The sequence below is a fragment of the Streptomyces sp. NPDC017246 genome (assembly GCF_044331325.1).
Lineage (GTDB): Bacteria > Actinomycetota > Actinomycetes > Streptomycetales > Streptomycetaceae > Streptomyces.
In genome coordinates, this window is sequence record NZ_JBIRMW010000001.1 from 443220 (window position 1) to 468387 (window position 25168).

The 25168-nt window shown below is 73.3% G+C and carries 20 protein-coding genes; 13 read left to right on the forward strand and 7 right to left on the reverse strand.

Features of this window, described 5'->3' with window-relative positions; genetic code table 11:
• Positions 1–9: 9 nt before the first annotated feature.
• Genes ACH4MY_RS02045 through ACH4MY_RS02055 form a run of 3 tightly spaced genes read right to left on the reverse strand, consistent with a single transcriptional unit; the run spans position 10 to position 2931 of the window.
• Positions 10–936: a LysR family transcriptional regulator gene (locus ACH4MY_RS02045; RefSeq protein ID WP_397996182.1), complete on the reverse strand. Its 927-nt coding sequence runs from the start codon at positions 934–936 to the stop codon at positions 10–12.
• A 10-nt stretch (positions 937–946) separates the two neighbouring features.
• The gene (locus ACH4MY_RS02050) at positions 947–1942 is read right to left on the reverse strand and encodes a DMT family transporter (protein ID WP_397997354.1); all 996 of its coding nucleotides are present in this window, start codon (positions 1940–1942) and stop codon (positions 947–949) included.
• A gap of 14 nt (positions 1943–1956) precedes the next feature.
• On the reverse strand, positions 1957–2931 hold the full coding sequence (locus ACH4MY_RS02055) for an EamA family transporter (RefSeq protein ID WP_397996185.1): 975 nt from the start codon (positions 2929–2931) through the stop codon (positions 1957–1959).
• A 142-nt stretch (positions 2932–3073) separates the two neighbouring features.
• Here ACH4MY_RS02055 and ACH4MY_RS02060 point away from each other — a divergent pair, with 142 nt between their 5' ends.
• Positions 3074–3580, forward strand: coding sequence for a MarR family winged helix-turn-helix transcriptional regulator (locus ACH4MY_RS02060; RefSeq protein ID WP_397996188.1), 507 nt, complete (start codon positions 3074–3076; stop codon positions 3578–3580).
• Between the two features lie 75 nt (positions 3581–3655).
• Here the strand turns inward: ACH4MY_RS02060 and ACH4MY_RS02065 are convergent, their stop codons facing one another.
• From ACH4MY_RS02065 to ACH4MY_RS02075, 3 genes are read right to left on the reverse strand one after another with little or no spacing between them, the layout of a single operon-like run.
• Entirely contained in the window at positions 3656–3883 is a 228-nt protein-coding gene (locus ACH4MY_RS02065; RefSeq protein ID WP_371636413.1) for a hypothetical protein, read from the reverse strand.
• Positions 3884–3903: 20 nt separating this feature from the next.
• Positions 3904–6003 (reverse strand): 4-alpha-glucanotransferase, encoded by a 2100-nt coding sequence (gene malQ, locus ACH4MY_RS02070; RefSeq protein WP_397996191.1) that lies wholly within the window; start codon positions 6001–6003, stop codon positions 3904–3906.
• Between the two features lies 1 nt (position 6004).
• Positions 6005–6205, reverse strand: a complete 201-nt coding sequence (locus tag ACH4MY_RS02075; protein ID WP_397996193.1) for a hypothetical protein — start codon at positions 6203–6205, stop codon at positions 6005–6007.
• A 234-nt stretch (positions 6206–6439) separates the two neighbouring features.
• On the opposite strand from ACH4MY_RS02075, the gene ACH4MY_RS02080 reads away from it, so the two are divergent.
• Positions 6440–9613: a beta-N-acetylglucosaminidase domain-containing protein gene (locus ACH4MY_RS02080; RefSeq protein WP_397996195.1), complete on the forward strand. Its 3174-nt coding sequence runs from the start codon at positions 6440–6442 to the stop codon at positions 9611–9613.
• A gap of 65 nt (positions 9614–9678) precedes the next feature.
• Here the strand turns inward: ACH4MY_RS02080 and ACH4MY_RS02085 are convergent, their stop codons facing one another.
• Positions 9679–10242, reverse strand: coding sequence for an HNH endonuclease (locus tag ACH4MY_RS02085; RefSeq protein ID WP_015033643.1), 564 nt, complete (start codon positions 10240–10242; stop codon positions 9679–9681).
• 238 nt (positions 10243–10480) lie between these two features.
• Here ACH4MY_RS02085 and ACH4MY_RS02090 point away from each other — a divergent pair, with 238 nt between their 5' ends.
• From ACH4MY_RS02090 to ACH4MY_RS02140, 11 genes are all read left to right on the forward strand, one after another.
• Positions 10481–11560, forward strand: coding sequence for a mechanosensitive ion channel family protein (locus tag ACH4MY_RS02090; protein WP_397996198.1), 1080 nt, complete (start codon positions 10481–10483; stop codon positions 11558–11560).
• 163 nt (positions 11561–11723) lie between these two features.
• On the forward strand, positions 11724–12938 hold the full coding sequence (locus tag ACH4MY_RS02095) for an ROK family protein (RefSeq protein ID WP_397996200.1): 1215 nt from the start codon (positions 11724–11726) through the stop codon (positions 12936–12938).
• Positions 12939–12995: 57 nt separating this feature from the next.
• Positions 12996–14339 (forward strand): ABC transporter substrate-binding protein, encoded by a 1344-nt coding sequence (locus ACH4MY_RS02100; RefSeq protein ID WP_397996203.1) that lies wholly within the window; start codon positions 12996–12998, stop codon positions 14337–14339.
• A gap of 16 nt (positions 14340–14355) precedes the next feature.
• Positions 14356–15354, forward strand: a complete 999-nt coding sequence (locus ACH4MY_RS02105; protein ID WP_397996206.1) for a carbohydrate ABC transporter permease — start codon at positions 14356–14358, stop codon at positions 15352–15354.
• Positions 15355–15357: 3 nt separating this feature from the next.
• Positions 15358–16242, forward strand: a complete 885-nt coding sequence (locus tag ACH4MY_RS02110; protein WP_397996209.1) for a carbohydrate ABC transporter permease — start codon at positions 15358–15360, stop codon at positions 16240–16242.
• 8 nt (positions 16243–16250) lie between these two features.
• The gene (locus ACH4MY_RS02115; protein ID WP_397996211.1) at positions 16251–17516 is read left to right on the forward strand and encodes a 6-phospho-beta-glucosidase; all 1266 of its coding nucleotides are present in this window, start codon (positions 16251–16253) and stop codon (positions 17514–17516) included.
• Complete coding sequence (locus tag ACH4MY_RS02120) at positions 17507–18496, forward strand: N-acetylglucosamine kinase (RefSeq protein ID WP_397996214.1); 990 nt, start codon at positions 17507–17509, stop codon at positions 18494–18496. Before ACH4MY_RS02115 ends, ACH4MY_RS02120 begins: the two co-directional genes overlap by 10 nt.
• A gap of 254 nt (positions 18497–18750) precedes the next feature.
• Positions 18751–20187, forward strand: a complete 1437-nt coding sequence (locus ACH4MY_RS02125) for a hypothetical protein (protein ID WP_397996216.1) — start codon at positions 18751–18753, stop codon at positions 20185–20187.
• Between the two features lie 11 nt (positions 20188–20198).
• Positions 20199–21227 (forward strand): glutamate ABC transporter substrate-binding protein, encoded by a 1029-nt coding sequence (locus tag ACH4MY_RS02130; protein ID WP_397996219.1) that lies wholly within the window; start codon positions 20199–20201, stop codon positions 21225–21227.
• A 70-nt stretch (positions 21228–21297) separates the two neighbouring features.
• Positions 21298–22575, forward strand: a complete 1278-nt coding sequence (locus ACH4MY_RS02135; RefSeq protein WP_397996222.1) for a hypothetical protein — start codon at positions 21298–21300, stop codon at positions 22573–22575.
• A gap of 76 nt (positions 22576–22651) precedes the next feature.
• Positions 22652–25168, forward strand: coding sequence for a tetratricopeptide repeat protein (locus tag ACH4MY_RS02140; RefSeq protein ID WP_397997356.1), 2517 nt, complete (start codon positions 22652–22654; stop codon positions 25166–25168).

Below are 25168 nucleotides of genomic sequence, written 5' to 3' on the forward strand. Positions count from 1 at the left end.
CAGGCCTGTTCAGTTCTTCTGAACGGTTTCGCGGTGGGCCGCCGCCTGCCGGAGCGCGGCGAGCACCCGCGCCACCGCCGGCCCCTCCTCCGCCCCGCGCCGTACCGCCGCGACGACATGGCGGCGCGGCTGGTCGGCGGCGAGGACGCGCATGACGACCCCGGTGCCGCCCCGGCGCTCGGCGGAGGCCATCCGGGGCACCAGGGCGATCCCCATCCCGGCCTCGACCATGGCGAGGATCGCCGTCCAGCCGGAGGCGCTGTGGGCCTGCTCGGGCACGAAACCGGCCGCCTCGCAGGCGGCGGTGGTGATCTCCGACCAGGGCCCCGAGCCGCCGAAGATCCACGGCTCGGCCGCGAGGTCGGCGAGCCGCAGTCCCGGCGCGTCGGCCTGCGGGTGCCCGGCGGGCAGCGCCACGTCGAGCGGATCGGCGAGCAGCGGCACCCGGCTGAACTTGGGGTCGCGCGCCGAGGGCGCGTGGGCGGCGAGCGAGAGCGCGAGATCGACCTCTCCGGCCGAGAGCAGCTCGTACGCCTCCGCCGCCTCCGCCTCCCGGATCCGGACGTCGAGCCCGGGGTGGGCGCTCCGCAGCTGCCGTACGGCGGGCACGAGGAGCGCGGGCACGGACGTCGAGAACGCCGCCACCCGCACCTGCCCCGCCTCGCCGCGCAGATATCCGTCGAGCTCGGCGTCGGCGCGCTCCAGCTGCGCGAAGACCACCTCGGCGTGCCGCAGCACCAGATGGGCGGCGTCGGTGAGTCGGACCCGGCGCCCCTGCGCCTCCAGGAGCCGCACGCCGAGCTGCTTGGCGAGATTGGTGAGCTGCTGCGACACGGCCGAGGGGGTCATGAGCAGGGCCTCGGCCGTCGCGGTGACGGTGCCGCGGTCACGGAGGGTGCGGAGGATCTGGAGCTTCTTGATGTCCCACTCGGTCATGGGGCGCAACCTATCCGGCCCTGCGCTCTCCGGTGGCCGAGGCCAGGGCGACCCCGCCCAGGATCAGGGCCGTGCAGAGGCCGCCGAGGACGCCGAGTTCCTCGCCGAGCAGGGCGTACGACAGGACGGCGACACAGACCGGCTGGAGGTAGTAGACGATCCCCGCGCGGGCGGCGCCGATGAGGGAGACGGCCCTGTTCCAGGCGAAGAAGGCGAGGGCGGAGGAGAGGACGCCGACGTAGACGAGCGGGCCGACGGTGCCGGCGGTGGGCTCGAAGCCGCCGCGGGCCGCGAGGTCGGCCGCGTACACCGGAAGCAGCATCAGGGCGCCGAGGAGAAAGGTCGCGTAGAGGAAGACCACCCCGCCGAGTCCGTCCGGGCGGCGCTTGAGCAGGGCGCTGTACGAGGCGAAGCTGAGCGCCGCGGCGAACATCCACAGATCGCCGGCGCCGAGCCGGGACGGAACCGTCCCCTTGCCGACCAGGAGCAGCACCCCGGCGCAGGCGATCACCATGCCGGTCACGCGCCGGGCCCCGAGCCGGGCGCCGCCGAACCGCTCGTACACCGCCATGACCACGGGGGACGCGGCCATGATCATGCCCATGTTCCCTGCGGAGGTGGTGAGTCCGGCCTGGTTGACCAGGGTGTTGTAGACGGTGATGCCCAGCAGCGAGGCGAGGGCGACGAAGCCCGCGTGACGGCGGATCAGACGGCGCTGCCGCCAGGTGGCCCGGGCGGCGAAGGGGGTGACGACGAGGATCGCCACGATCCAGCGCCAGAAGGCGGCCTGGACGGGCGGGACGGTGTCGTGCAGGGCGCGGGCGGCCACGAAGCTGCCGGACCAGACGACGGTGGCGAGCAGGGCGAGAAGCACGCCGAGGCCGGCGCCTCGGGCGGGCGCCGGCTTCCGGGTGGTGGCGGGGGTCGCGGTGGCGGGGGTCGTGGTGGCGGGGGTGGTGGTCGCGGTGGAGGTGGTGGTCGGGTGGCGGGCGGTGATCGGGCTCATGGCGCTCATGGCGCCTACCGTCGCACTCCCGAATCCTCCAGGTCCATCGAAACTTCCTGACCGTTCTTTTCAGCTGAGCTGAACGATTCGGTGGCGGTCCCCCGAGCCGGCTCCTTCGAGGCGGGCAGCCGGGGAGCGCGGGGGCTCAGCTGGCCCGCCAGGGTCGCGCCGAAGGCGATCACCATGCCGAGCACCTGCACCGGGCCGAGCGCCTGACCGAGCGCGGCCCAGCCGATGATCGCGGCGGTGAGCGGCGAGAGCGGGCCGAGGAGGGTGGCCGAGGAGGCACCCAGCCGCTCGATGCCGCGGAACCAGAGGAAGTACGAGATCGCGGTGTTGCCGAGGGCGAGGTAGGCGTAGCCGGCCAGGTTCGCGCCGGTCAGGGCCGGCGGGGCGCCCTCGATCAGGAAGGCGATCGGCAGGATGACCAGGCCGCCGGCGGTGAGCTGCCAGCCGGTGAGCGCGAGGGCGCCGACACCCGCCGGACGGCCCCAGCGCTTGGTGAAGACGACGCCCGCCGACATCGAGAGGGCGGAGAGCAGTCCGGCGACCACGCCGACGAGGTCGAGCGCGGCCCCGGCCTTGAGGACCACGAGACTGACGCCCAGGGCGGCGGCGACGGCGGTGACCAGGGACTTCACCGTGGGCTTGTCGCCCAGGAAGAGGGCGGCGAGGCCGACCACGAAGAGCGGGCCGACCGAGCCGACGACGGCGGCGACACCGCCGGGGAGCCGGTAGGCGGCGAGGAAGAGCAGGGGGAAGAAGGCGCCGATGTTGAGGGCCCCGAGGACGGCCGACTTCCACCACCAGGCACCCTGCGGGAGCTTGCGGGTGACCGCCAGGAGCAGGAGTCCGGCGGGCAGGGCGCGCATCAGGCCGGTGAAGAGCGGCCGGTCGGGCGGCAGGAACTCCGTGGTGACGAAGTAGGTGGAGCCCCAGGAGATCGGGGCGAGGGCGGTCAGGGCGACGACGGCGGCCTTGCGGGACATGACGGTTTCCCCCTCGATGCGTGCGGCGAGTGCCGGTGCTGCGCGCACCGAACTGGCTTGGCGATAATTAACTTACCACTAAGCTACTTACTTACAAGTGGCTTGGTTGCCATCGAGGAGGAGAGAGGGGAACACTGGGACGATGGAAACGCAGACCCCCGCCCACGACGCCGTCGACGCCATCGCCGACCAGTGGGCAGCCGTCCGCCCGGACCTGGACACCGTCCCCATGGCGGTCTTCGGGCGGATCTACCGACTGTCCAACGCCATGCGCGGCAGGGTGGACAAGGCGTACTCGCCCTACGGCATGGCTCTCGGCGAGTTCGACGTGCTCGCGACCCTGCGCCGCTCCGGAGAGCCGTACACGCTCTCACCCCGCGAACTGACCGCGACGCTGATGATCACCACCGGCGGAATGACCGGCCGGCTCGACAAGCTGGAGAAGGCCGGGCTGCTCACCCGCAGCCCCGACCCGAACGACCGGCGCGGGCTGCGGGTCACCCTCAGCGAGCGCGGCAGGGAGCTGGTGGACCAAGCGGTCGGGGCCGGCCTCGCGGAGCAGCGGGCGGCCCTCGAGGGCGCGCTCACCGCCGAGGAGGCGGAGCAGCTGACCGGGCTGCTGCGCAGGCTGCTCGCGACCACCGCGTGAAACCCCTGGACGCACGCGAGGGCGCCGCACGGTGGATACCGTGCGGCGCCCTCGGCGAAGCGGAGGAGGAGGCGGTCAGGCCTTCTTGGACTTGTCGAGCACCATCACCAGGCCGACGATGACCAGGAAAAGCACCAGCGGTGCGGCCACGAACAGACCGAGGGTCTCGATGACCTCCAGCTTGGGGGCCGGGTCGTCGCCGTCGTCGCGGGTGAGCGCGAGCGCGGGGGACGACATGAGCAGCATCATCAGCGTCGTACCGGCCGCGAGCGAGCCGGCGCGCAGTGCGTTCTTCTTGTCCACGGTGCAAACGTAGCGAACACCTAATCGGACCGCGCGCCCGGGGGTGCCGTACGGGCGTCGCGGCCCGCCGTACGGGCATGGAGCTCACGCAGCAGGGCGTGCGCCCGGGGCGAGGCGGCGAGCCGCTCCAGGGTGAGCGGCTGGCCGTCCGCGTCGGCGAGCGGCAGCCGCCAGTTGGGGTACTCGTCCCAGGTGCCCGGCAGGTTCTGCGGTCTGCGGTCGCCCACCGCGTCCGGCAGCCACACCCCCACCATGCGGGCCGGCGTGCCGAGCAGGAACCGGTGGACGGCCCTGATCTCGGCCTCCTCGTCCCCCGGGCCCTCCGGGAGCAGCCCGAGCCGCTGGAACAGGCCCAGCCACTCGGTGGTCTCGGCCGCGTCCGCCGCCCGCTCGCGCTCCAGTTCGCCGGAGAGCAGGCCGAGCCGGTGCCGCAGGGCGACTTGGTCGCCGGAGAGCCGGGCCGCGGTCGGGGGCAGGTCGTGGGTGGTGGCGGTGGCCACGCAGTCGGCGCGCCAGTCGCCCGCGGGCACCGGGCGGCCGGTGCCCGCCCAGTCCCGCTCGAACCAGAGCACGGAGGTGCCGAACACCCCGCGCCCGGCCAGCTCCTCCCGGACGCCCGGCTCGACCGTGCCGAGGTCCTCGCCGATGACGAGGGCCCCGGCGCGGTGGGCCTCCAGGACGAGGACGGCGAGCATGGCCTCGGCGTCGTACCGGACGTAGGTGCCCGCGGTGGGTTCGAGGCCCTCCGGCACCCACCAGAGCCGGAACAGGCCCATCACATGGTCGATGCGCAGCGCGCCCGCGTGGCGCAGGAGTTCGCGCAGGAGCCCGCGGTACGGGGCGTAGCCCGCGGCGGCGAGGGCGTCGGGGCGCCAGGGCGGCAGGCCCCAGTCCTGGCCGCGGGAGTTGAAGGCGTCGGGCGGGGCGCCGACGGACATGCCGGCCGCGAAGGCCTCCTGCTGGGCCCAGGCGTCGGAGCCCTCCGGGTGGACGCCGACCGCCAGGTCGTGGACGATCCCGACCTCCATCCCGGCCCCACGGGCGGCCGCGGCGGCGTCGGCCAGCTGCCGGTCCGTCAGCCAGGCGAGCCGGCAGTGGAAGTCGACCCGGGCGGCGAGGGCGGGATCGTCGCGCACGACGGCCTCCGCCGCGCGCGGGCCGCGCAGTTCCCCCGGCCAGTCGCGCCAGTGGTGACCGTGCCGCTCCGCGAGGGCCTGGTAGGTGGCGTGGTCCTCCAGGGCGCGGCCCCGCGCGGCGAGGAAGTCGTGGAAGTCGGCGCGCCGCCCGGGGCCGAGTTCCACGCTCCCGACGACGAGTTCGAGGGCGCGCCGCTTGACCTCCCACACCGCGTCCCGGTCGATCGCGGCGCCCTTGCCGAGGACCCGTTCGCGCAGTTCGGCGGCCTCGGCGAGGATCCGGTCGAGCTCCTCGCGGTGCTCGGGGCCGACCAGGGCGTACTCGGGGATCTCCTCGATCCGCAGATGGACGGGGTCCGGGAAGCGGCGGGATGAGGGGCGGTACGGGGAGGGGTCGCTCGGAGCCCCGGGCACGCCCGCGTGGAGCGGGTTGACCTGGACGAACCCGGCGCCGTGGGTGCGGCCCGCCCAGGTGGCGAGTTCGCGCAGGTCGCCGAGGTCGCCCATGCCCCAGGAGCGGGTGGAGAGCAGCGAGTAGAGCTGGACGAGCAGCCCGTAGGCGCGGCGCTCGGGCCCGGGCACGCGCGGGGGGCTCACGATCAGGGTGGCCGTGGCCGCGCGCCCGTCGGGGGTCCGCGCCTCGACCGTGTGGACGCCGAGGGGCAGCGGCTCCCAGTCCCGGCCGGTGACGACGGCGCCGTCCTCGGTGGTGACCCGGAGCCGGGTGCCGGGCGGCAGGTCCGCGGGCGGGCGTACGGGTTCCCCGCCGCGCCAACGGACCAGGGTCGGGGGCAACAGGCGCTCCCGGTCGGCCCGGTCGGCGGCGTCGAGGGAGGCGGCGAGCGCTTCCGGTGTGGCCGCGTCCACGCCGAGGGCGCCGAGGACGGCCACCACGGTCGTGTCCGGCACGGGCACGGTGACGCCTTCGGAGGGGCGGTATGCGGTGGCGACGCCGTGACGGGCGGCGAGACGGGCCAGGGTCACTTCACACTCCGGGGGACTCCGCGCCGCCCGCACTTCCTGGGGCGGTGGGTTCGCTGGTGAGGGGGGTCGCGACCGTCAGAGGCGGTTCGCTGGTGAGAGGGGCGGCGTCGGGGAGCGGCGGTTCGCTGGTCAGCGGTTCGCCGACGGGGGCCGACTGCTGAGGAATCCGTATCCGTCCGAGGTGCGGGGCGGTCGTGGTCACGGGGGTCTCCCGATTCGTCTCGACAGGTGGGACCTGGGTAACGACTGAGACCTACCCACCGCACCTCGTTTTACCGGCGGAAAGTGGCGAAGTGACGTCACCTCGCCGACGGCTCGCCGGGCAAAGCCGACACATCGGCCACGCGCATTGACACCTCAGTGCGACGGGTGGTGGGCTCGTGACCCACTCGTTACCATCCGGCGGAGCGGCCGGGCCCGGCCGAAGGGAGACCCCGTGCACCTGGGGGGCAGGAAGCGCACCGCGACGGCCGTCGCCGCCGCCGTCATCGGCGGCCTCCTCGGCGGGGCGGTGCCGGGCTCGGCGCAGGCGCTCCCGAAGGCGGCGCCGTTCGCCCCGACGGCACCGACGGCGCCGACGGCCCCGGAGGACCCGTCCGCCCCGGTGACACCGGCGCCCCCCTCCCCCGCCACGGCGGACGCGGCCACCACGCGCGTGCCGCCCGTCTGGCCGCGCCCGCAGTCCCTGACCGCCGCCGGGCCCTCCGTACGGCTCGGGGACGAGGTGACGCTGCTCGCGGACGAGGACGCCGATCCGTACGCCCTCGCCGCCCTGCGCGGGCTGCTGCGGGCCGCCGGGGTACGGACCGTCCACACCGGGCTCCCGGGCCGGGGGACGGTCTTCCGGGTCTCGGGGCCCTCCGGCGAGGCCGCAGAGGACGCGCTGAGCGCCCTGCGCGTACCCGACCGCTTCGATCTGCCCCGCGGTGGCTACCGGCTCGCGACGGGCCGCCTCCGGGGACGCGACACGGTCGTCCTGGACGGGGTGGGCGAGGACGGCCTGTTCCACGCCACGCAGACGCTGCGTCAGCTCCTCGGCACCGGCCGGGAGATCCCCGGCGTCGTCGTCCGCGACTGGCCGGGCACGGCCGAGCGCGGGATCACCGAGGGCTTCTACGGACGCCCCTGGACCGCGGAACAGCGGCTCGCCCAGATCGACTTCCTGGGCCGGACCAAGCAGAACCGCTATCTGTACGCGCCCGGCGACGACCCGTATCGCGGGGCGCAGTGGCGTGAGCCCTACCCGGCCGCGCAGCAGCAGGAGTTCCGCGCGCTCGCGGAACGGGCCCGCGCCAACCACGTGACGCTCGGCTGGGCCGTGGCGCCCGCCCAGTCCATGTGTCTGACCTCGGCCGGCGACATGGCCGCGCTGACACGGAAGATCGACGCGATGTGGGAGCTGGGCGTGCGCTCCTTCCAGCTCCAGTTCCAGGACGCCTCGTACGACGAGTGGCACTGCGACCGGGACGCCGACACCTTCGGGAACGGCCCCGAGGCGGCTGCCGCCGCCCACGCGCGCGTGGCGAACACGCTCGCCCGGCATCTCGCCGAACGGCGGCCGGACGCCGAGCCGCTGACGGTGATGCCGACGGAGTACTACCAGGACGGCGCGACCGCGTACCGCACGAAGCTCGGCGAGGCCCTCGACACGGACGTCCGGGTCGCGTGGACCGGTGTCGGCGTCGTACCGCGCACGATCACCGGCGGCGAGCTCGCGGCGGCCCGCGGCGCCCTGCGCCACCCGCTGGTCACCATGGACAACTACCCGGTGAACGACTACGCGCAGGACCGGCTGTTCCTCGGCCCCGCCACGGGCCGGGAGCCGGCCGTGGCCGCCGGTTCCGCCGCCTTCCTCGCCCACGCCATGGAGCAGCCCGCGGCCTCCCGCGTCCCGCTCTTCACCACCGCCGACTATGCGTGGAACCCGCGCGGCTACCGGCCCCGGGAGTCCTGGCAGGCGGCCGTCGACGACCTCGCGGGCCCGGAGCCGGCCGCCCGGGAGGCACTGCGGGCGCTCGCCGGGAACGGCTCCTCCTCGGTCCTCGACCCGGCGGGCGAATCGGCCTATCTGAAGCCGCTCCTGACGGCCTTCTGGGCCTCCCGTACGACCACGGGCCCCGGCGCGGACGCGCGGCGCGAGAAGGCGGCGCGCGAACTGCGGGCCGCCTTCACCGTGATGCGCGAGGCCCCCGGACGGCTCGCCGCCACCGCCGACGGCACCCTCGACGACGAGACCGGCCCCTGGCTGGAGCAGCTCTCCCGGTACGGCCTTGCGGGCGAGACGGCGGTCGACATGCTGCTCGCCCAGACGGCGGGCGACGGCGCGGCGGCCTGGCGGGCGCAGTGGAGCCTCGAAGGGCTGCGGAAGGACCTCGGGGCGAGCCCGGTGACGGTCGGCACGGGTGTGCTCGACCCGTTCCTCGCGCGCGCGGTGGACCGGGCGACGGCCTGGACCGGCGCCGACCGGCCCCCGGCCGCCCCCGCCGACCGCGGCACCGGCTCGTACACCGTGCGGCTCGACCGGGCGCGGCCCGTCGAGGCCCTGACGGTGATGACCGAGCCCGGGGCGGGTGCGGGCGGCGACGCGCGCGTGGAGGCGTACGTCCGGGGCGAGGGCTGGCGGCCGCTCGGTCCGCTGTCGGCGTCCGGCTGGACACAGGCCGAACTCAAGGGGCTGCGGGCCGAGGCGCTGCGGGTCGTGTGGAGCGGCGACGGGCCGGCGCCGGAGGTGCGCTCGCTCGTGCCCTGGTTCGCCGACGGGCCGCGCGCCGGACTCGACCTGGCCCGGGCGGAGACGGACGCGGAGATCGGCGGCCCGGCGCAGCGGGTGGACGTGGAGCTGTCGGGCCGGCGCGCGGGCGAGGTGCGCGGGCCGCTGACGGCGAAGGCGCCGAAGGGCATCACGGTCGAGCTGCCGAAGCAGGCGGTGGTCGAGCGCGGTGCGCGGACGACCGTCCCGCTGAAGGTGTCGGTGGCGCCGGACGTGCCCGCGGGCGCGTACCGGGTGCCGGTGTCCTTCGCGGGCGAGGAGCGGGTGCTGACCGTGCGTGCCTTCCCCCGTACGGCGGGGCCGGATCTGGCGCGGGCCGCGACGGCCTCCTCCTCGGGCGACGAGACGGGGGACTTCCCGGCCGCCTCGGCGGTGGACGGCGATCCGGCCACCCGCTGGTCCTCCCCGGCGGAGGACGGCGCCTGGTGGCAGCTGGAGCTCCCCGAGCCGGCCCGGATAGGGCAGGTGGTGCTGCACTGGCAGGACGCGTACGCCTCCCGCTACCGGGTCCAGGTCTCGGCCGACGGGCGGGTCTGGCGTACGGCGGCGACCGTCGCCGAGGGCCGGGGCGGCCGGGAGTCGGTCCGGATGGACGCGGCGGACACCCGCTTCCTGCGGGTGCAGGGGGAGACGCGGGCGACCCGGTACGGCTACTCGCTCTGGTCGGTGGAGACCTATGCCGTGGCCCCGCCGGAGAAGCCCGCCGACCCGCCCGTGGACAAGCCCGTGGACAAGCCCGTGGAGAAGCCCTCGGAGGAGACCCGGGAGGCCACGCCGTCGGAGCCGTCACAGCCGCCCGGCCCCGGTGCGGGCGCGCCGGAGGAGCGGCCCGCCCCCTGAGGGATGTGCCGCTCCCGTGCCGCTCCCGTGCCGTAAAACCGCCCCGCGTACACGAAAGGCCCGGCTCAACCCGTCGTCAGCGCCCTCACGGGGGCGTCGGCGACGGAGTCGATCCGGGCCATCACATCCTCGGCTCCGTACGGCTGGAGGTACGGCAGCCAGCGGGGGTCCCGGTGTCCGGTCCCGATGATCCGCCAGGCCAGGCCGGTCGGCGGGGCCGGTTGGTGGCGCAGCCGCCAGCCGATCTCACGCAGGTGCCGGTCGGCCTTGACGTGGTTGCAGCGGCGGCAGGCCGCCACCACGTTCTCCCAGGCGTGCGTACCCCCGCGGCTGCGCGGGATGACGTGGTCGACGCTGGTCGCGACGGCCCCGCAGTACATGCAGCGCCCGCCGTCACGGGCGAAGAGGGCTCTGCGGGTCAAGGGAACGGGCCCCCGGTAGGGGACCCGCACGAAGCGCTTCAGTCGCACCACGCTGGGCGCGGGGACGACTTGGGTCTCGCTGTGCAGGAAGGCGCCGGATTCCTCGAGGCAGAGAGCCTTGTTCTCCAGGACGAGGACGAGTGCGCGGCGGAGCGGTACGACGCCGAGCGGCTCGTACGACGCGTTGAGGACCAGGACATGCGGCACGGATGCCTCCTATGACGCCGGCGGCGCGTGGCTCGCGCCGGGACGAACTGCTCTCAGTCTCTCCTCATGCCTGGTCGGAACGCCACCACGTACCGGGATCGGGGTGACGGGCCCGGCGTGTTCTCGACCACATCGGCATGTCTCCCTTCTCTTTTCCCGGGTGAGGTCCGTCTCTCCCTCGAACAGGGCTACGGGACCATGTCCGACGCCCCGTTACTGTGGAAGGCCTGCGTCCGCGATGCCTGGAGGTTGTCCCGTGTCCTGGTCCGCCCTTGCGGCTGCCACCGAACCCGAGCCCCTTCCGGTGACCTTGGACGAGGCCGCGGAGAAGGCGACGAACGCGGCGAGCTGGGTGGAGGAGAACTGGTCCACCTGGCTGAACACCGGTCTGCGCATCCTGCTGATCCTGATCGTCGCGCTGCTCCTCCGGATGGCGGTCCGCCGCGCCCTGACGAAGCTGATCGAGCGGATGAACCGTTCGGCGCAGGCGGTGGAGGGGACGGCCCTGGGCGGCCTCCTCGTCAACACCGAGCGCCGGCGGCAGCGCTCGGAGGCGATCGGCTCGGTGCTGCGTTCGGTGGCGTCGTTCCTGATCCTGGGCACGGCCGGGCTGATGATCCTGGGCGCCTTCAAGATCGATCTGGCGCCGTTGCTCGCCTCCGCCGGTGTGGCCGGTGTGGCGATCGGTTTCGGCGCCCGGAACCTGGTGACGGACTTCCTTTCGGGCGTCTTCATGATCCTGGAGGACCAGTACGGCGTGGGTGACTCGGTCGACGCCGGTGTGGCCTCCGGCGAGGTCGTGGAGGTCGGCCTGCGGGTGACCAAGCTGCGCGGTGTGGACGGCGAGATCTGGTACGTGCGCAACGGCGAGATCAAGCGGATAGGAAACCTCAGCCAGGGCTGGGCGACGGCGGGCGTGGACGTGACGGTCCGGCCGACGGAGGACCTGGAGCGGGTGCGGTCCGTGATCACCGAGGCCGCGGAGTCCATGGCGAAGGAAGAGCCGTGGAACGAGCGCCTGTGGGGTCCGGTGGAGGTGCTCGGTCTGAACGAGGTGCTGCTCGACTCGATGACCGTCCGGGTCTCGGCGAAGACGATGCCGGGGAAGGCGCTCGGGGTGGAGCGCGAGCTGCGCTGGCGCATCAAGCGGGGCCTGGACGAGGCCGGTATCCGGATCGTCGGCGGGCTCCCGGCGCAGGCCGAGGAGTCGGCCGCCGATCCGACCGCGGGCATGGCGGCCCCGTCGGCCTTCTCGTCGGCGACCTCGCCGCAGTCCGCGGCGGCGACCCCGCTGCCGAGGCCGGACCTCCACAAGTAACGACACGCGCGTACGGCGCCCCCGCGGGTAACGCTTTGGTTGCCTTCGGGGGCGTCTCGCGTGCCCGGGTATTGACGCCCCGGTGACGGCCGCCTTATTTTCCTCCCACCGAATAGGAAACTTTCCTAACAGTGATTCACCGTACGAGGGCAGGTGCGACCTCATGGCCGGTACGACCCCGGGAACCCCCGGCACGCCGCGTGTCCTGCGCGCCATGAACGACCGCGCCGCCCTGGACCTGCTCCTGGAGCACGGCCCCCTCTCGCGGACCCGGATCGGCAAGCTCACCGGCCTGTCCAAGCCGACCGCCTCCCAGCTGCTCGCCCGCCTCGAAGCGGCCGGGCTCGTCGTCGCCACCGGCACCACCGAGGGCCGGCCAGGACCGAACGCCCAGCTCTACGCGGTGAACGCGCGCGCCGCGTACGCCGCGGGACTCGACGTCAACCAGTCCCGCATCCACGCCGCCGTCGCCGACATCACGGGCGAGATCGTCGGCGAGTACGAGCTCCGCACCCCCGGCCGCGCGTCCTCCGGCGTCGTCCGCCAGGTCACCGACGCCCTCGACGGGGCGGTCAAGGCCGCCGGGATCACCCGCGAGGACGTCCGGCGCCTGGTCATCGGCACCCCCGGCGCCTTCGACCCGGCCACCGGGCGCCTGCGGTACGCCTCCCACCTGCCCGGCTGGCACTCCCCCACCCTGCTGGAGGAGCTGGCCGCCGTCCTGCCCATGCCGTTCGAGTACGAGAACGACGTCAACCTCGTCGCCGTCGCCGAACAGCGCGTCGGCGCCGCCCGCGGCCACGCGGACTTCGCCCTGCTGTGGAACGAGGAGGGCCTCGGCGCCGCCCTCGTCCTCGGCGGGCGACTCCACCGCGGCTTCACCGGCGGCGCCGGCGAGGTCGGCTTCCTGCCCGTGCCCGGCACCCCGCTCGTACGACAGGTCACCAAGGCCAACTCCGGCGGCTTCCAGGAGCTCGCGGGCGTCCAGGCCGTGCCCCGGATCGCCCGCGCCGCCGGGATCGAGACCCCCGAGCAGCCCTACGTACCGGTCGCGAGCGGGCTGCTCGCCCATGCCGTCGAGGCACACGGCGACGACCCCCGGTACGAGGAGCTGCTCGACCGGTACGCCGAGCGCGTCGCCACCGGACTCGCCTCGATCGTCGCGGTCCTCGACCCCGAGCTGATCGTGCTGTCCGGCGCCGCCCTCGTCGCCGGCGGCGAACCCCTGCGCGCCCGCGTGCAGTCCCAGCTCGCCGACCTCGCCGCCTCCCGGCCACGGCTCGTCCTCAGCGCCGTCCCCCGGCATCCCGTGCTGCGCGGCGCACTCGAAAGCGCCCTCGCCACCACACGCGACGAGGTCTTCGACACCTCGCGCTGACCCACGACCGTCCCACCCCGCCCCAATCCCCCCCCTTCGCCACAGGGAGACACCGTCATGCCCGTACGTCCGCGCAGAGCAGTCGCCGCGCTCGCCGCCACCGCCTCGATCGCCCTCTTCGCCTCCGCCTGTACGGGCTCCGCGAACAACGCGGCCTCCGACGACCCCAAGGCCGAGACCACCATCACCTTCTGGCACGGCTGGTCGGACCCCGCCGAGGTGAAGGCCATCACGGCCAACATCGCCCGCTTCGAGAAGACCCACCCGAACATCAAGGTGAAGGTCATCGGCGGCATCAACGACGACAAGCTGGGCCAGGCGCTGCGCGCGGGCGGGTCGAAGGGCCCGGACGTCGTCTCCTCCTTCACGACGGCCAACGTCGGCAAGTTCTGCGCCTCGGGCGCCCTCGCGGACCTGAAGCCCTTCATCGAGAAGTCGAAGCTGGACCTCGACAAGACCTTCCCGAAGGTCCTCCAGGAGTACACCCAGTTCGAGGGCAGGCGGTGCAGCCTGCCGCTGCTCTCCGACGCGTACGGCCTCTTCTACAACAAGGACGCGTTCAAGGCGGCCGGCCTCGACCCGAACGCCCCGCCGAAGACCTGGTCCGAGTTCGCCAAGGTCGCCAAGACGCTCACCAAGACCAAGGGCGACTCCTACGAGCGGCTCGGCTTCATGCCGACCTACCTCGGCTACGAGACCGTCGTCTCGCACTACATGTCGCAGTGGGACCACACGTACTTCGACCAGGACGGCAAGTCGAACATCGGCAAGGATCCGGCCTTCGCCGAGATGATGACGTACCAGAAGTCGCTGGTCGACAGCCTCGGCGGCTTCGCGAAGCTCGACAAGTACCGCACGACCTTCGGCGACGAGTGGGGCGCGAAGCACCCCTTCCAGACCGGCCAGGTCGCGATGCAGCTGGACGGCGAGTGGCGGCTGAAGTTCGCCAAGGCCGCGAACGTCGGCTTCGAGATCGGCGTCGCCCCGCTGCCCGTCGCCGACGACGAGATCGCCGAGTACGGCAAGGGCTACCTCTCCGGCACGATCATGGGCATCGCCCCGCAGAGCAAGAAGCAGAACGCGGCCTGGGAGCTGGTCAAGTACATGACCACGGACACGGACGCCGTGGTCGGCTTCGCCAACGACATCGGCAACGTGCCCTCCACGCTGGAGGCGCTGAAGTCCCCGAACCTGAAGTTCGACCCGCGCTTCAAGACCTTCCTGGACATCGCCCGGCACCCCGCGTCCACCACGTCGGACGGCGCGGTCAACGGCTCCGCCTACCAGGACACCATCCAGAAGTTCGCCCAGCAGTACGAGAAGGGCCAGGTCCCGGACCTGAAGAAGGGCCTCGCCGACACCGCGGCCCAGATCGACCGCGACATCGCAGCGGCGAAGTGACGGCCGGAACCCACCCATGAGCACGGACACCCTGCCCGCGAAGGAGGCGGCCGCCCCGGCCGCCCCCTCCCCCGGAGGACGGAACACGCTGCGGTCGAGGCGCCGGCGCAACGCCCTCCTCACCCTGGCGTTCATGGCGCCCTGGCTGATCGGATTCGGCTTCTTCTTCGCCTATCCGCTCCTCTCCACGCTGTACTTCTCCTTCATGAGGTACGACGGCCTCAACCCGCCGGAATGGCGGGGCGTGGAGAACTGGACGTACGTCTTCACCGACTTCCCCCAGTTCTGGCCGGCCCTGCGGAACACCCTCTGGCTCGGCGTCGTCATGGTCGCCTGCCGGGTGCTGTTCGGCCTCGGCGTCGGCCTGCTGATCACCAAGATCAAGAACGGGGCCGGCGTCTACCGCACCCTCTTCTACCTGCCGTACCTGGCGCCGCCGGTGGCCGCCACACTGGCCTTCGTCTTCCTGCTCAACCCCGGCACCGGCCCGGTCAACTCGCTCCTGGAGGCGGTCGGCCTCCCCGCCCCCTCCTGGTTCAACGACGCCGACTGGTCCAAGCCCGCGCTGACCGTCCTCGCCGTGTGGGGCGTCGGCGACCTCATGGTCATCTTCATGGCCGCCCTGCTCGACGTGCCGAAGGAGCAGTACGAGGCCGCCGAACTCGACGGCGCGTCCCCCTGGCAGCGGTTCCGCTTCATCACCCTGCCGAACATCTCGCCGATCGTGCTCTTCGCGGTCGTCACCGGGGTCATCGGCGCGATGCAGTACTACACACAGCCGATCGTGGCCGCGAAGGTCGCCTCGGGGAAGATGGGCGGCTCCGGCGAGGTCTTCGTCCCCGGCTACCCGGACGACTCCACGCTGACCCTCCCGCAGCTGGTCTACAACCTCGGCTTCAGCCAGTTCAACTACGGCGCCGCCTGCGTCGTGGCGCTGGTGCTCTTCGCCTTCTCCATGGCCTTCACCGCGCTCCTGATGCGCCGGCGCGGCGGCCTGATCGGCTCGGGTGACTGACACATGACGACCACAACCGCTCCCGCCCGTCCCTCGGCGAGCCCCGCCGAGAAGAAGGCCCGCCGCAGATCGCTGCTGCACTGGATCGCCGTGCACTCGCTCGGCATCGCCGCGGCCCTGTTCTTCGTGCTCCCGTTCGTCTTCGTCCTCCTGACCTCCCTGATGAGCGACCAGCAGGCGCTCACCCGGGACCTGACGCCGAACTCCTGGCACTGGGACAACTACGTCCGGGTCCTCGAGACGCCCGGCTTCCTCACCTGGTGGAAGAACTCGCTGCTGTACGCGGGGCTCGGCACCGTCCTCGTCGTGGTGTCCTCGATACCCGTGGCGTACGCGCTCGCCAAGTTCCGCTTCCGCGGCCGGCACCTGTCGCTGCTGCTGGTCATCTCGATGATGATGCTGCCGCCGCAGGTCGTGATCATCCCCATGTACCTGTTCTGGGCCCAGCAGATGGACCTCTCCGGCACGCTGTGGCCGCTCATCGTCCCGATGGCCTTCGGCGACGCCTTCGCCATCTTCCTGCTGCGCCAGTTCCTGCTGACCATCCCGAACGAGTACATCGAGGCCGCGAAGATCGACGGGTGCGGCGAGTTCCGCACCCTGATCCGGGTCGTCCTCCCGATGGCGAAGCCCGGCATCGCCGCCGTCGCCCTCTTCCAGTTCTTCTACTGCTGGAACGACTACTTCGGGCCGCAGATCTACGCCTCCGAGAACCCGGGCGCCTGGACGCTCAGTTACGGCCTGGAGTCCTTCAAGGGCGCGCACCACACCGACTGGAATCTGACCATGGCCGCGACCGTCCTGGTCATGGCCCCTGTGATCCTCGTCTTCTTCTTCGCCCAGAAGGCGTTCGTCGAGGGAGTCACACTGACCGGAGTGAAGGGCTGAATCACACCATGAAGCTCACTGTCGTGGGGGGCGGTTCCACCTACACCCCCGAACTGATCGACGGCTTCGCGCGGCTGCGCGACACCCTGCCCATCACCGAACTCGTCCTCGTCGACCCGGCCGCCGAGCGGCTGGAGCTGGTCGGCGGCCTCGCCCGCCGCATCTTCGCCAAGCAGGACCACGCGGGGAAGATCGTCACCACCACCGACCTCGACGCCGGGGTCGAGGGCGCCGACGCCGTCCTGCTCCAGCTGCGCGTCGGCGGACAGGCCGCCCGTCAGCAGGACGAGACCTGGCCGCTGGAATGCGGCTGCGTCGGCCAGGAGACCACCGGCGCCGGCGGTCTCGCCAAGGCGCTCCGGACGGTCCCGGTGGTCCTGGACATCGCCGAGCGGGTCCGGCGCACCAACCCGGACGCCTGGATCATCGACTTCACCAACCCCGTCGGCATCGTCACGCGCGCGCTGCTCCAGGCCGGGCACAAGGCCGTCGGCCTGTGCAACGTCGCCATCGGCTTCCAGCGGAAGTTCGCCGCGCTCCTCGGTGTGACCCCGTCCGAGGTCCACCTCGACCACGTCGGGCTCAACCACCTGACCTGGGAGCGCGCGGTACGCCTCGGGGGGCCCGAGGGCGAGAACGTGCTGCCCCGGCTGCTCGCCGAGCACGGCGACGCGATCGCCGACGACCTGCGGCTGCCGCGCCCGGTCCTGGACCGGCTCGGTGTCGTCCCCTCGTACTACCTGCGCTACTTCTACGCGCACGACGAGGTCGTCCGGGAGCTCGGCACGAAGCCCTCGCGGGCCGCCGAGGTCGCCGCCATGGAGAAGGAACTCCTGGACATGTACGGGGACCCGGCGCTCGACGAGAAGCCGGCCCTGCTCGCCAAGCGCGGCGGCGCCTTCTACTCGGAGGCGGCCGTGGACCTTGCCGCCTCCCTGCTGGGCGGCGGAGGCTCGCCGTACCAGGTGGTCAACACGTACAACAACGGCACGCTGCCGTTCCTGCCGGACGACGCCGTCATCGAGACGCAGGCCGCGGTCGGCGCGCACGGGGCGGCGCCGCTGCCGGTCGCGCCGGTGGACCCGCTGTACGCCGGTCTGATCGCGAACGTCACGGCCTACGAGGACCTGGCGCTCGAAGCGGCGCTGCGCGGTGGCCGGGACCGGGTGTTCAAGGCGCTGCTCGCCCATCCGCTGGTGGGGCAGTACGCGTACGCCGACGGGCTCACCGACCGGCTGATCGCGCACAACCGGGAGCACCTCGCGTGGGCGTGAACCTGGACGGCGTCCTCCTCGCGATCGACGCGGGGAACAGCAAGACCGACGTCGCGGTCCTCTCCCGGGGCGGCACCGTCCTGGGCGCGGCCCGCGGCGGCGGGTTCCAGCCGCCGGTGGTGGGGGTGCCGACGGCCGTCGACACCCTGGCGGAGATCGTCGGGCGGGCCTGGGAGGAGGCCGGCGGCGCCGGCCGCTCCCCCGCGTTCGCCCATGTCACGGCCTGTCTCGCCAACGCCGACCTGCCCGTCGAGGAGACGGCCCTGCAGGCCGCGCTCCTCGCCAGGGGCTGGAGCCGGTCGGTGCGGGTGCACAACGACACCTTCGCCATCCTGCGAGCCGGGCTCGACGAGCCCCGCGGGGTCGCGGTGGTGTGCGGGGCGGGGATCAACTGCGTCGGGATGACCCCCGACGGGCGGACCGCCCGCTTCCCGGCGATCGGGAAGATCTCCGGGGACTGGGGCGGCGGCAGCGCCATGGCCGAGGAGGCGCTCTGGTCCGCGGCGCGCGCCGAGGACGGGCGCGGCGCGCCGTCCGAGCTGGCGCGCGCGCTGCCCGCGCACTTCGGTCTGGAGACGATGTACGCGCTGATCGAGGCGCTGCACCTGGGGCTCGTGCCCCTGGTGCGGCGGCACGAGCTGACGCCCGTCCTGTTCCGGGTGAGCGCGGCGGGCGACCCGGTCGCGCTCTCGCTGGTCCACCGGCTCGCCGAGGAGGTCGTGGCGCTGTCGGCGGTCGCGCTCGGCCGGCTCGGCCTGCTGGACGAGGCGGCTCCGGTGATGCTGGGCGGCAGCGTGCTCGCCGCGCGTCACCCGCAGCTGGAGGAGCGGATCCGCGAACTCCTCGCCGAGCGGGCGCCGAAGGCCGTCATCGGCTTCGTGACGGCGCCGCCGGTCCTCGGGGCGGGGCTGCTCGCCCTGGACGAGGTGGCGGCGGCTCCGGCGGCGACGGCTCTGCTGCGGCGGCACTACGGGGCCTGAACAAGACGGTTCGCGGGGCGCTTCCTCTGTCCGGGGAGGCGCCCCGCAGTCGTGTTCACCTGTTCGAGCGACGTCCGGAACGGAACCGATCACGGCCCGGCGACGTATTCAGAGTGAGGGGTTCGCCCGGGGATGTGCCGGGGGCATGCGGCACGATAGGAACAAGATCGGGTCAATCCCGGTGTGCGGACGGCCCCCTGAGGCCATACTGCAGGCCGGACCGGCCGAAGTCTGCGACCACAGGGGGAGGTCACGTGACACACCCGCCGAACGCGCCCGCCGCACCGGCGGCACAGGGCACGGCGCCCGCGCCCGCACGCCCGGCCGGCGTGCCCGCGCAGCCGTCGCCCGTGCCCGGCGCCGCCCCGCCCGCGGGGCGTGGGGCCTGGGCCGTGGGACGGGAGCGCCTGCGGGTCGCCACGACGACCGAGCCCGGCCGGCTCCAGATCCTGGGGGCCGTCCTCGCACTGCTCGTCGTCGCGTTCGGAGCCGTCACCGCCCTCCAGGTCGACGACCGGGCCACCGCCGCCGACGACGTCGTCAGCCGCAGCCAGCCGCTGTCCGCCGACGCCGCCGCGATCTACCGCTCCCTCGCCGACGCCGACACCACGGCCGCCAGCGGCTTCCTCGCGGGCACCCTGGAGCCCGAGGAGTCCCGCAAGCGGTACGACCGGGACATCGCCACCGCCGCGCGGCTGCTCGTCAAGGCCGCCGCGAGCACCGACGGTTCGGGCGAGTCGGCCCGCGAGATCGCCACGCTCAACGAACAGCTCCCGCGCTACACGGGCCTGATCGAGCGGGCCCGGGCCGCCAACCGGCAGGGCCTGCCGCTGGGCGGGGCCTATCTGCGGTACGCCAGCCAGCAGATGACCAGCACCCTGCTCCCCGCCGCCGAGCGGCTGTACGCGGCCGAGACGGTGCACCTCCAGGAGGACGACGAGTCGGCCCGCACCTGGCCGTTCCTCTCGCTCGGCCTCGGTCTGCTCACCCTCGCCGTCCTCGTCTGGGCCCAGCGCCGCAACTACACCAGGACGCACCGGGTCTTCAACCACGGACTGCTCGCCGCCAGCGCCGCCGCGGTGGTCGTCGTGCTCTGGCTGCTCGCCGCGCACACGATCGCGCGCACCGGACTCGACAGCGCGCGCGTGCACGGGCAGGAGTCCCTCCAGGTCCTCAACTCCGCCCGGATCAGCTCGCTCACGGCCCGCGCCAACGAGAACCTGACGCTGGTCGCCCGGGGCGCCGTCCTCACCGAGGACGGCAAGAACGACAAGTACGAGGCCGAGTACACGTCGAGCATGGGCGCCCTCACGGACGCGCTCGCCACGGCACGGGGGTGGGCCGACGACGACGCCGGCCGCGGCCCGGTCGACGAGGCCGCCGCCCGCACCGCCGAATGGAAGCAGCGCCACAAGGACGCCCGCGCCAAGGACGAGGCCGGCGACTACGACGGCGCCCTCGGCCGGATCGTCGGCTCGAAGGAGTCGGGGCAGTCGACGGGGCAGTCTTTCGACCAAGTCGACGCGGCCCTGGAGCGCGCCCTCGCGCACGAGCAGACCGAGTTCACCCGCTCCGCGGCCGACGCCCGGGACGCGCTGACGGCGCTGCCGCTGGGCGCGGCGGCCCTCGGGATCCTGGGCGCGGCGGGCGCCGTGCTCGGCATCAACCGCAGACTGTCGGAGTACCGGTGAGAGGGGGCGGGATGCCGAACGGCACGTACCCGCTGGTGCGGCGGACGGCGCTGCGGTTCCGGGGCTGGGGCGGAGTGGCCGCCATGGCCGTGGCCTGCGGGCTCACCGCCTCGCTCACCCTGCTTCCGCTGGCCCACGACGGCGGGGCGGCGGCCGCGCCCGGGACCCACGGCACCGGCGTCGGCACCGGGGTCCAGATCAAGGCGGACACCTGCGAGAAGCCCTGGGCCTCCCTCACCCCCTCGTCGGCGGACGGACCGACGATCGAGGCGATCAGGAAGCGCGGGAAGCTCGTCGTCGGCGTCGACCAGTCCAGCTACCGCTGGGGCTACCGGAACCCGGAGACCCGCGCCCTCGAAGGCTTCGACATCGATCTGGCACGGGCCGTCGCCAAGGACATCCTGGGCAGCGAGAACGCCGTCATCTTCCGGGCCATCCCCACCAACCAGCGGATCGCCGCCCTCGACAGCGGCAAGGTCGACCTCGTCGTGCGCACCATGACGATCAACTGCAAGCGGATCCAGCAGGTCGCCTTCTCCACCGCCTACTTCCAGGCGGGCCAGCAGGTCCTCGCACCGAAGCTCGCCAAGGACATCACCGGCTACGACGCCTCGCTGCGCGGCAAGCGGGTCTGCACCGCCGAGGGCTCCACGGCCTACGAGGCCCTGGAGGAGAAGTCCTTCGGCGCGCTCTTCAAGGACGAGGGCGACGGCACCAAGGACGACAAGGACCTGCTGACCGTCCCCAACCAGCTGGACTGCCTGGCCAGGCTCCAGATGGGCGAGGTCGACGCGGTCGTCACCGACAACGCCCTGGCGGCCGGCCAGGCCGCGCAGGACCCCGCGGTCGAGCTCAAGGGCACGCCGTTCACCACCGAGTTCTACGGAGTGGCCGCCAAGCTCGGCAACGACGACCTGGTCCGCCGGGTCAACCAGGTCCTCGTGCGCTACCGGCAGGGCCCCTGGCAGCAGGCGTACAAGAACTGGCTGGAGAAGGACCTGCCCGGGATAACCGGGCCGCCCCCTCCGCTGTACAAGTAGCCCCGTACACGCCCCCGTACGGACAGCCCCGTACGCATGAGCCCTGTACACGGAGAGGAAGAGGTGATCGATGGGCGTCACGGGACCCCCTGGGCCGGTGATGGACCGGGACGAGGTGGACCGTGCGCTGGCGCGGCTCGGCGCCGAGCACAAGGCGGTCGAGGACTCGCTCCTCGCGCTCCAGGACCACGCGGGCCGGAGACTGCTCGAAGGGGCCGAGCTGACCGGCGCGACCCGGGACCGCTGGGTGGCGACCGAGCGGACCATCACCCTGCTCTGGACCTGCTTCGACGTGTACACCGGAGCCCTGCGGGACGCCCGTGAGGTGCGCTCCCGGCGCCGCTGGCCCGGCCGCGAGGAACTCGTGGAGCTGACCGACCGGCTGCGCGGCGAGAGCGTCCTCGTCGCGGGCGGGGCGGGTGAGCAGGGGCTGCTCACCGAGCGGTTCACGCTGGAGGGCCTCGTCCGGCGGATGAACGAGCTGTACGCGTCCTCGCTCGACATGGTGGTCACCGCCGACGCCGTCTGGTCGGCGCTGCCCGCCCGGATAGACCTTCTCGCCGCCGAGCTGGGCCGGACGCGTTCGCTCGCCCACTCCGTCGGTGTACGGCCCGGGGAGCACCCGGCCGGCGACGAACTCGAGGACATCACCGCCGAGCTGACCGCGCTCCGCTCCCAGGTGGTGACCGACCCGCTGACCTTCTGGCGTCCGGCGGTGGGGAGTTCGGCGCCCGGCGGGGGCCGCCCCGACACCGAGCGGTACGACCGGGCCGCGCTGGCCCTTGAGGACATCCGGCGGGAGATCGAGGCGGTGCTCGCGGTCCGGCAGGACTCCGAGGACCGGCTGCTCCGGCTGCGTGACGTGCTCTCGCGCGCGGACCGTACGCTCGCCGAGGCGCGGGCCGCGCGCGGCGAGGTCCTGGCGAAGATCGCCGCCTCCGAGGTGCCGGCCGTCAGCGGGCCGCCGATCGTCCTCCAGGAGCGGCTCGCGGCCGCCGCCGACTACCGCAGGCACGCCCAGTGGCACCGGCTCTCCCCGCTCCTGGAGTCCCTGGAGCGGGAGGCGGAGGACGAGCTGATGCGGGCCCGGGAGTCGCTGACCGCGGTCACGGCACCGCTCGCGGTCCGGGCCGAGCTGCGCGGCCGGCTCGACGCGTACAAGGCGAAGGTGGCGCGGCTGGGCGCGGCGGAGGACCCGCTGCTCATGGAGCGGTACGACGCGGCCCGCCGGATGCTGTGGAGCGCGCCCTGCGATCTGCGGGTCGCGGAACAGGCCGTGCTGCGCTACCAGCAGGCGGCGGCGGACGTACTGTCCGGCCCGAGAGACGCGGGAGGACGACAGTGGTGAGCGGGGAACAGTGGTGAGCGGGGAGACGGGCGTGGGGAGCTGTCAGCGTCCTTCGTGCGAGGGTTCGTACGAGGACATGGGAGGCGGCGAGCTGTACTGCGACACCTGTGGGCTCGCCCCGGTGGTCGCGCCCGGCGGGCTCATCGGCTCGACGCCGACGGGGATGGCCGTGCCCGGCAGGGGTACGGGCACGGGCGGTGTCGGCGGTCCGGACTCCAGCTCCTCGCGGAGCAGTTCGCGGGCGTCCTCGCGGGCCTCGTCGCGCTCGTCCACCTCCCGGCGTTCGGTCTCCGGGCGGCTCTCGCGCTCGCTCTCCGGGGCCTCCACGTCCCGCTCGGTGTCGGTGCGCAGCTCGGGGACGTCGACCGGGCAGTCCGCCAGGAACCGGCTGGGCGCGGGTCTGGTGTCGATCCCGGAGGTGCCGCGTCCCGATCCGCGCGGCGCGGTGATGGAGAACCCCGAGGTTCCCGAGCGGAAGCGATTCTGCTCCCGCTCCGACTGCGGTGCCCCGGTGGGCCGTTCGCGGGGCGAGCGGCCGGGCCGCACGGAGGGTTTCTGCACCAAGTGCGGGCACCCCTACTCCTTCGTGCCGAAGCTGCGCGGCGGCGACATCGTCCACGGCCAGTACGAGGTCGCGGGCTGCCTCGCGCACGGCGGTCTCGGCTGGGTCTACCTCGCCGTCGACCGGGCCGTCTCCGACCGGTGGGTCGTCCTCAAGGGCCTCCTCGACACCGGCGACCAGGACGCCATGGCCGCCGCGATCTCCGAGCGCCGCTTCCTCGCCGAGATCGAGCACTCCAACATCGTCCGCATCTACAACTTCGTCGAGCATCTCGACCAGCGCACCGGCTCCATGGACGGCTACATCGTCATGGAGTACGTCGGCGGCAAGTCGCTCAAGGAGATCGCGAACGACCGGCGCACCCCGGACGGCCGGCGCGATCCGCTGCCGGTCGAGCAGGCCTGCGCGTACGGCATCGAGGCGCTGGAGGCGCTGGGGCACCTGCACAGCCGGAACCTGCTGTACTGCGACTTCAAGGTCGACAACGCCATCCAGTCCGAGGACCAGCTGAAGCTCATCGACATGGGCGCGGTCCGGCGGATGGACGACGACGAGTCCGCGATCTACGGCACGGTCGGCTACCAGGCGCCGGAGGTGGCCGAGGTCGGCCCCTCGGTGGCGAGCGACCTGTATACGGTGGCGCGCACGCTCGCGGTGATGGCCTTCGACTTCCAGGGCTACACGAACGTCTTCGTGGACTCGCTGCCCGACCCGGACAACATCACGGTCTTCCGGACGTACGAGTCCTTCTACCGCTTCCTGGTCCGCGCGACCGACCCGGACCCGGCGCGCCGGTTCGCCTCCGCGCAGGAGATGGCGGAGCAGCTGACGGGTGTGCTGCGGGAGGTGGTGGCGTTGCAGTCGGGGCGGCCGCGTCCGGCGCTCTCGACGCTGTTCGGCACGGAGGTACGGGTCACGGACACGACCCTGTTCGCCGAGCTGACGGAGGACGTGTCGCTGCTCGGGGCCCGCAGGGGCCGCAGGCAGCCCGCGCTGCCGGGTGCGGTTCCGGGTGCGGTTCCGGGTGCGCGGCCCTCCGCCGGGCCAGGCACGGGACCGACCGGTGCGGGGCCCTCCGCCGGGGGGCCCGGGCTCGGGGAGCTGCTCGCGCCGCTCGACGCGCCCGGCACAGCGCTCGCGCTGCCCGTGCCGCGCGTCGACACGAGCGACCCCAACGCCGGCTTCCTCGCCGGTCTGGCCGCCGCCGCGCCCGGTGAACTGCTCGCCGCGCTCCAGGCCGCGCCCGCGCCCTCCGCGGAGCTGCGGCTGCGCACGCTGCGGGCCCAGCTGGAGCTGCGCGACCTGCCGTCCGCCGTCCGGACCCTGGCCGGTCTGGAGGAGCGGGACCCGGACGACTGGCGGGTCGTCTGGTACCGGGGAGTCACCTCCCTGGTCACCGGTGACCACGAGCACGCGGCGCTCGCCTTCGACGCGGTGTACGACGCATTCCCCGGCGAGCCGTCGCCGAAGCTGGCCCTCGGGATCTGCGCCGAGGTCCTCGGCCAGCTGGACAACGCCGCCGAGTACTACCGCCTGGTGTGGGCCACCGACCCGAGCTTCGTCAGCGCGGCCTTCGGGCTCGCCCGGGTGCAGCTCGCGGCGGGCGACCGCACCGGAGCCGTACGGACCCTGGAATCCGTGCCGGAGGCCTCGATCCACTACACGGCGGCCCGGGTGGCGACCGTGCGGGCGCGGCTGCGGCGGCGCCCGGCGTGGGAGCCGCTCGGCGCCGATCTGACGGCGGCCGCCGCGCAGGTCTCCGCGCTCCAGGGCTTCGGTCTGGACGCGGTGCGACGGGAACGGTTGTCGACGGAGGTCCTCGGGACGGCCCTCGACTGGGTACTCTCCGGGAGTCCCGGTGCGGAAGAGGGCGGCGGCGTGCTGCTGCTCGGGAGTGAACTGGACGAGCGCGGACTGCGCTTCGGCCTCGAACGCTCCTACCGGGTACTGGCCCGGCTCGCCCAGCAGGGCGAGGAGAGGATCGAACTGGTGGAGCGGGCCAACCGCTTCCGTCCCCGGACGTGGGTGTGA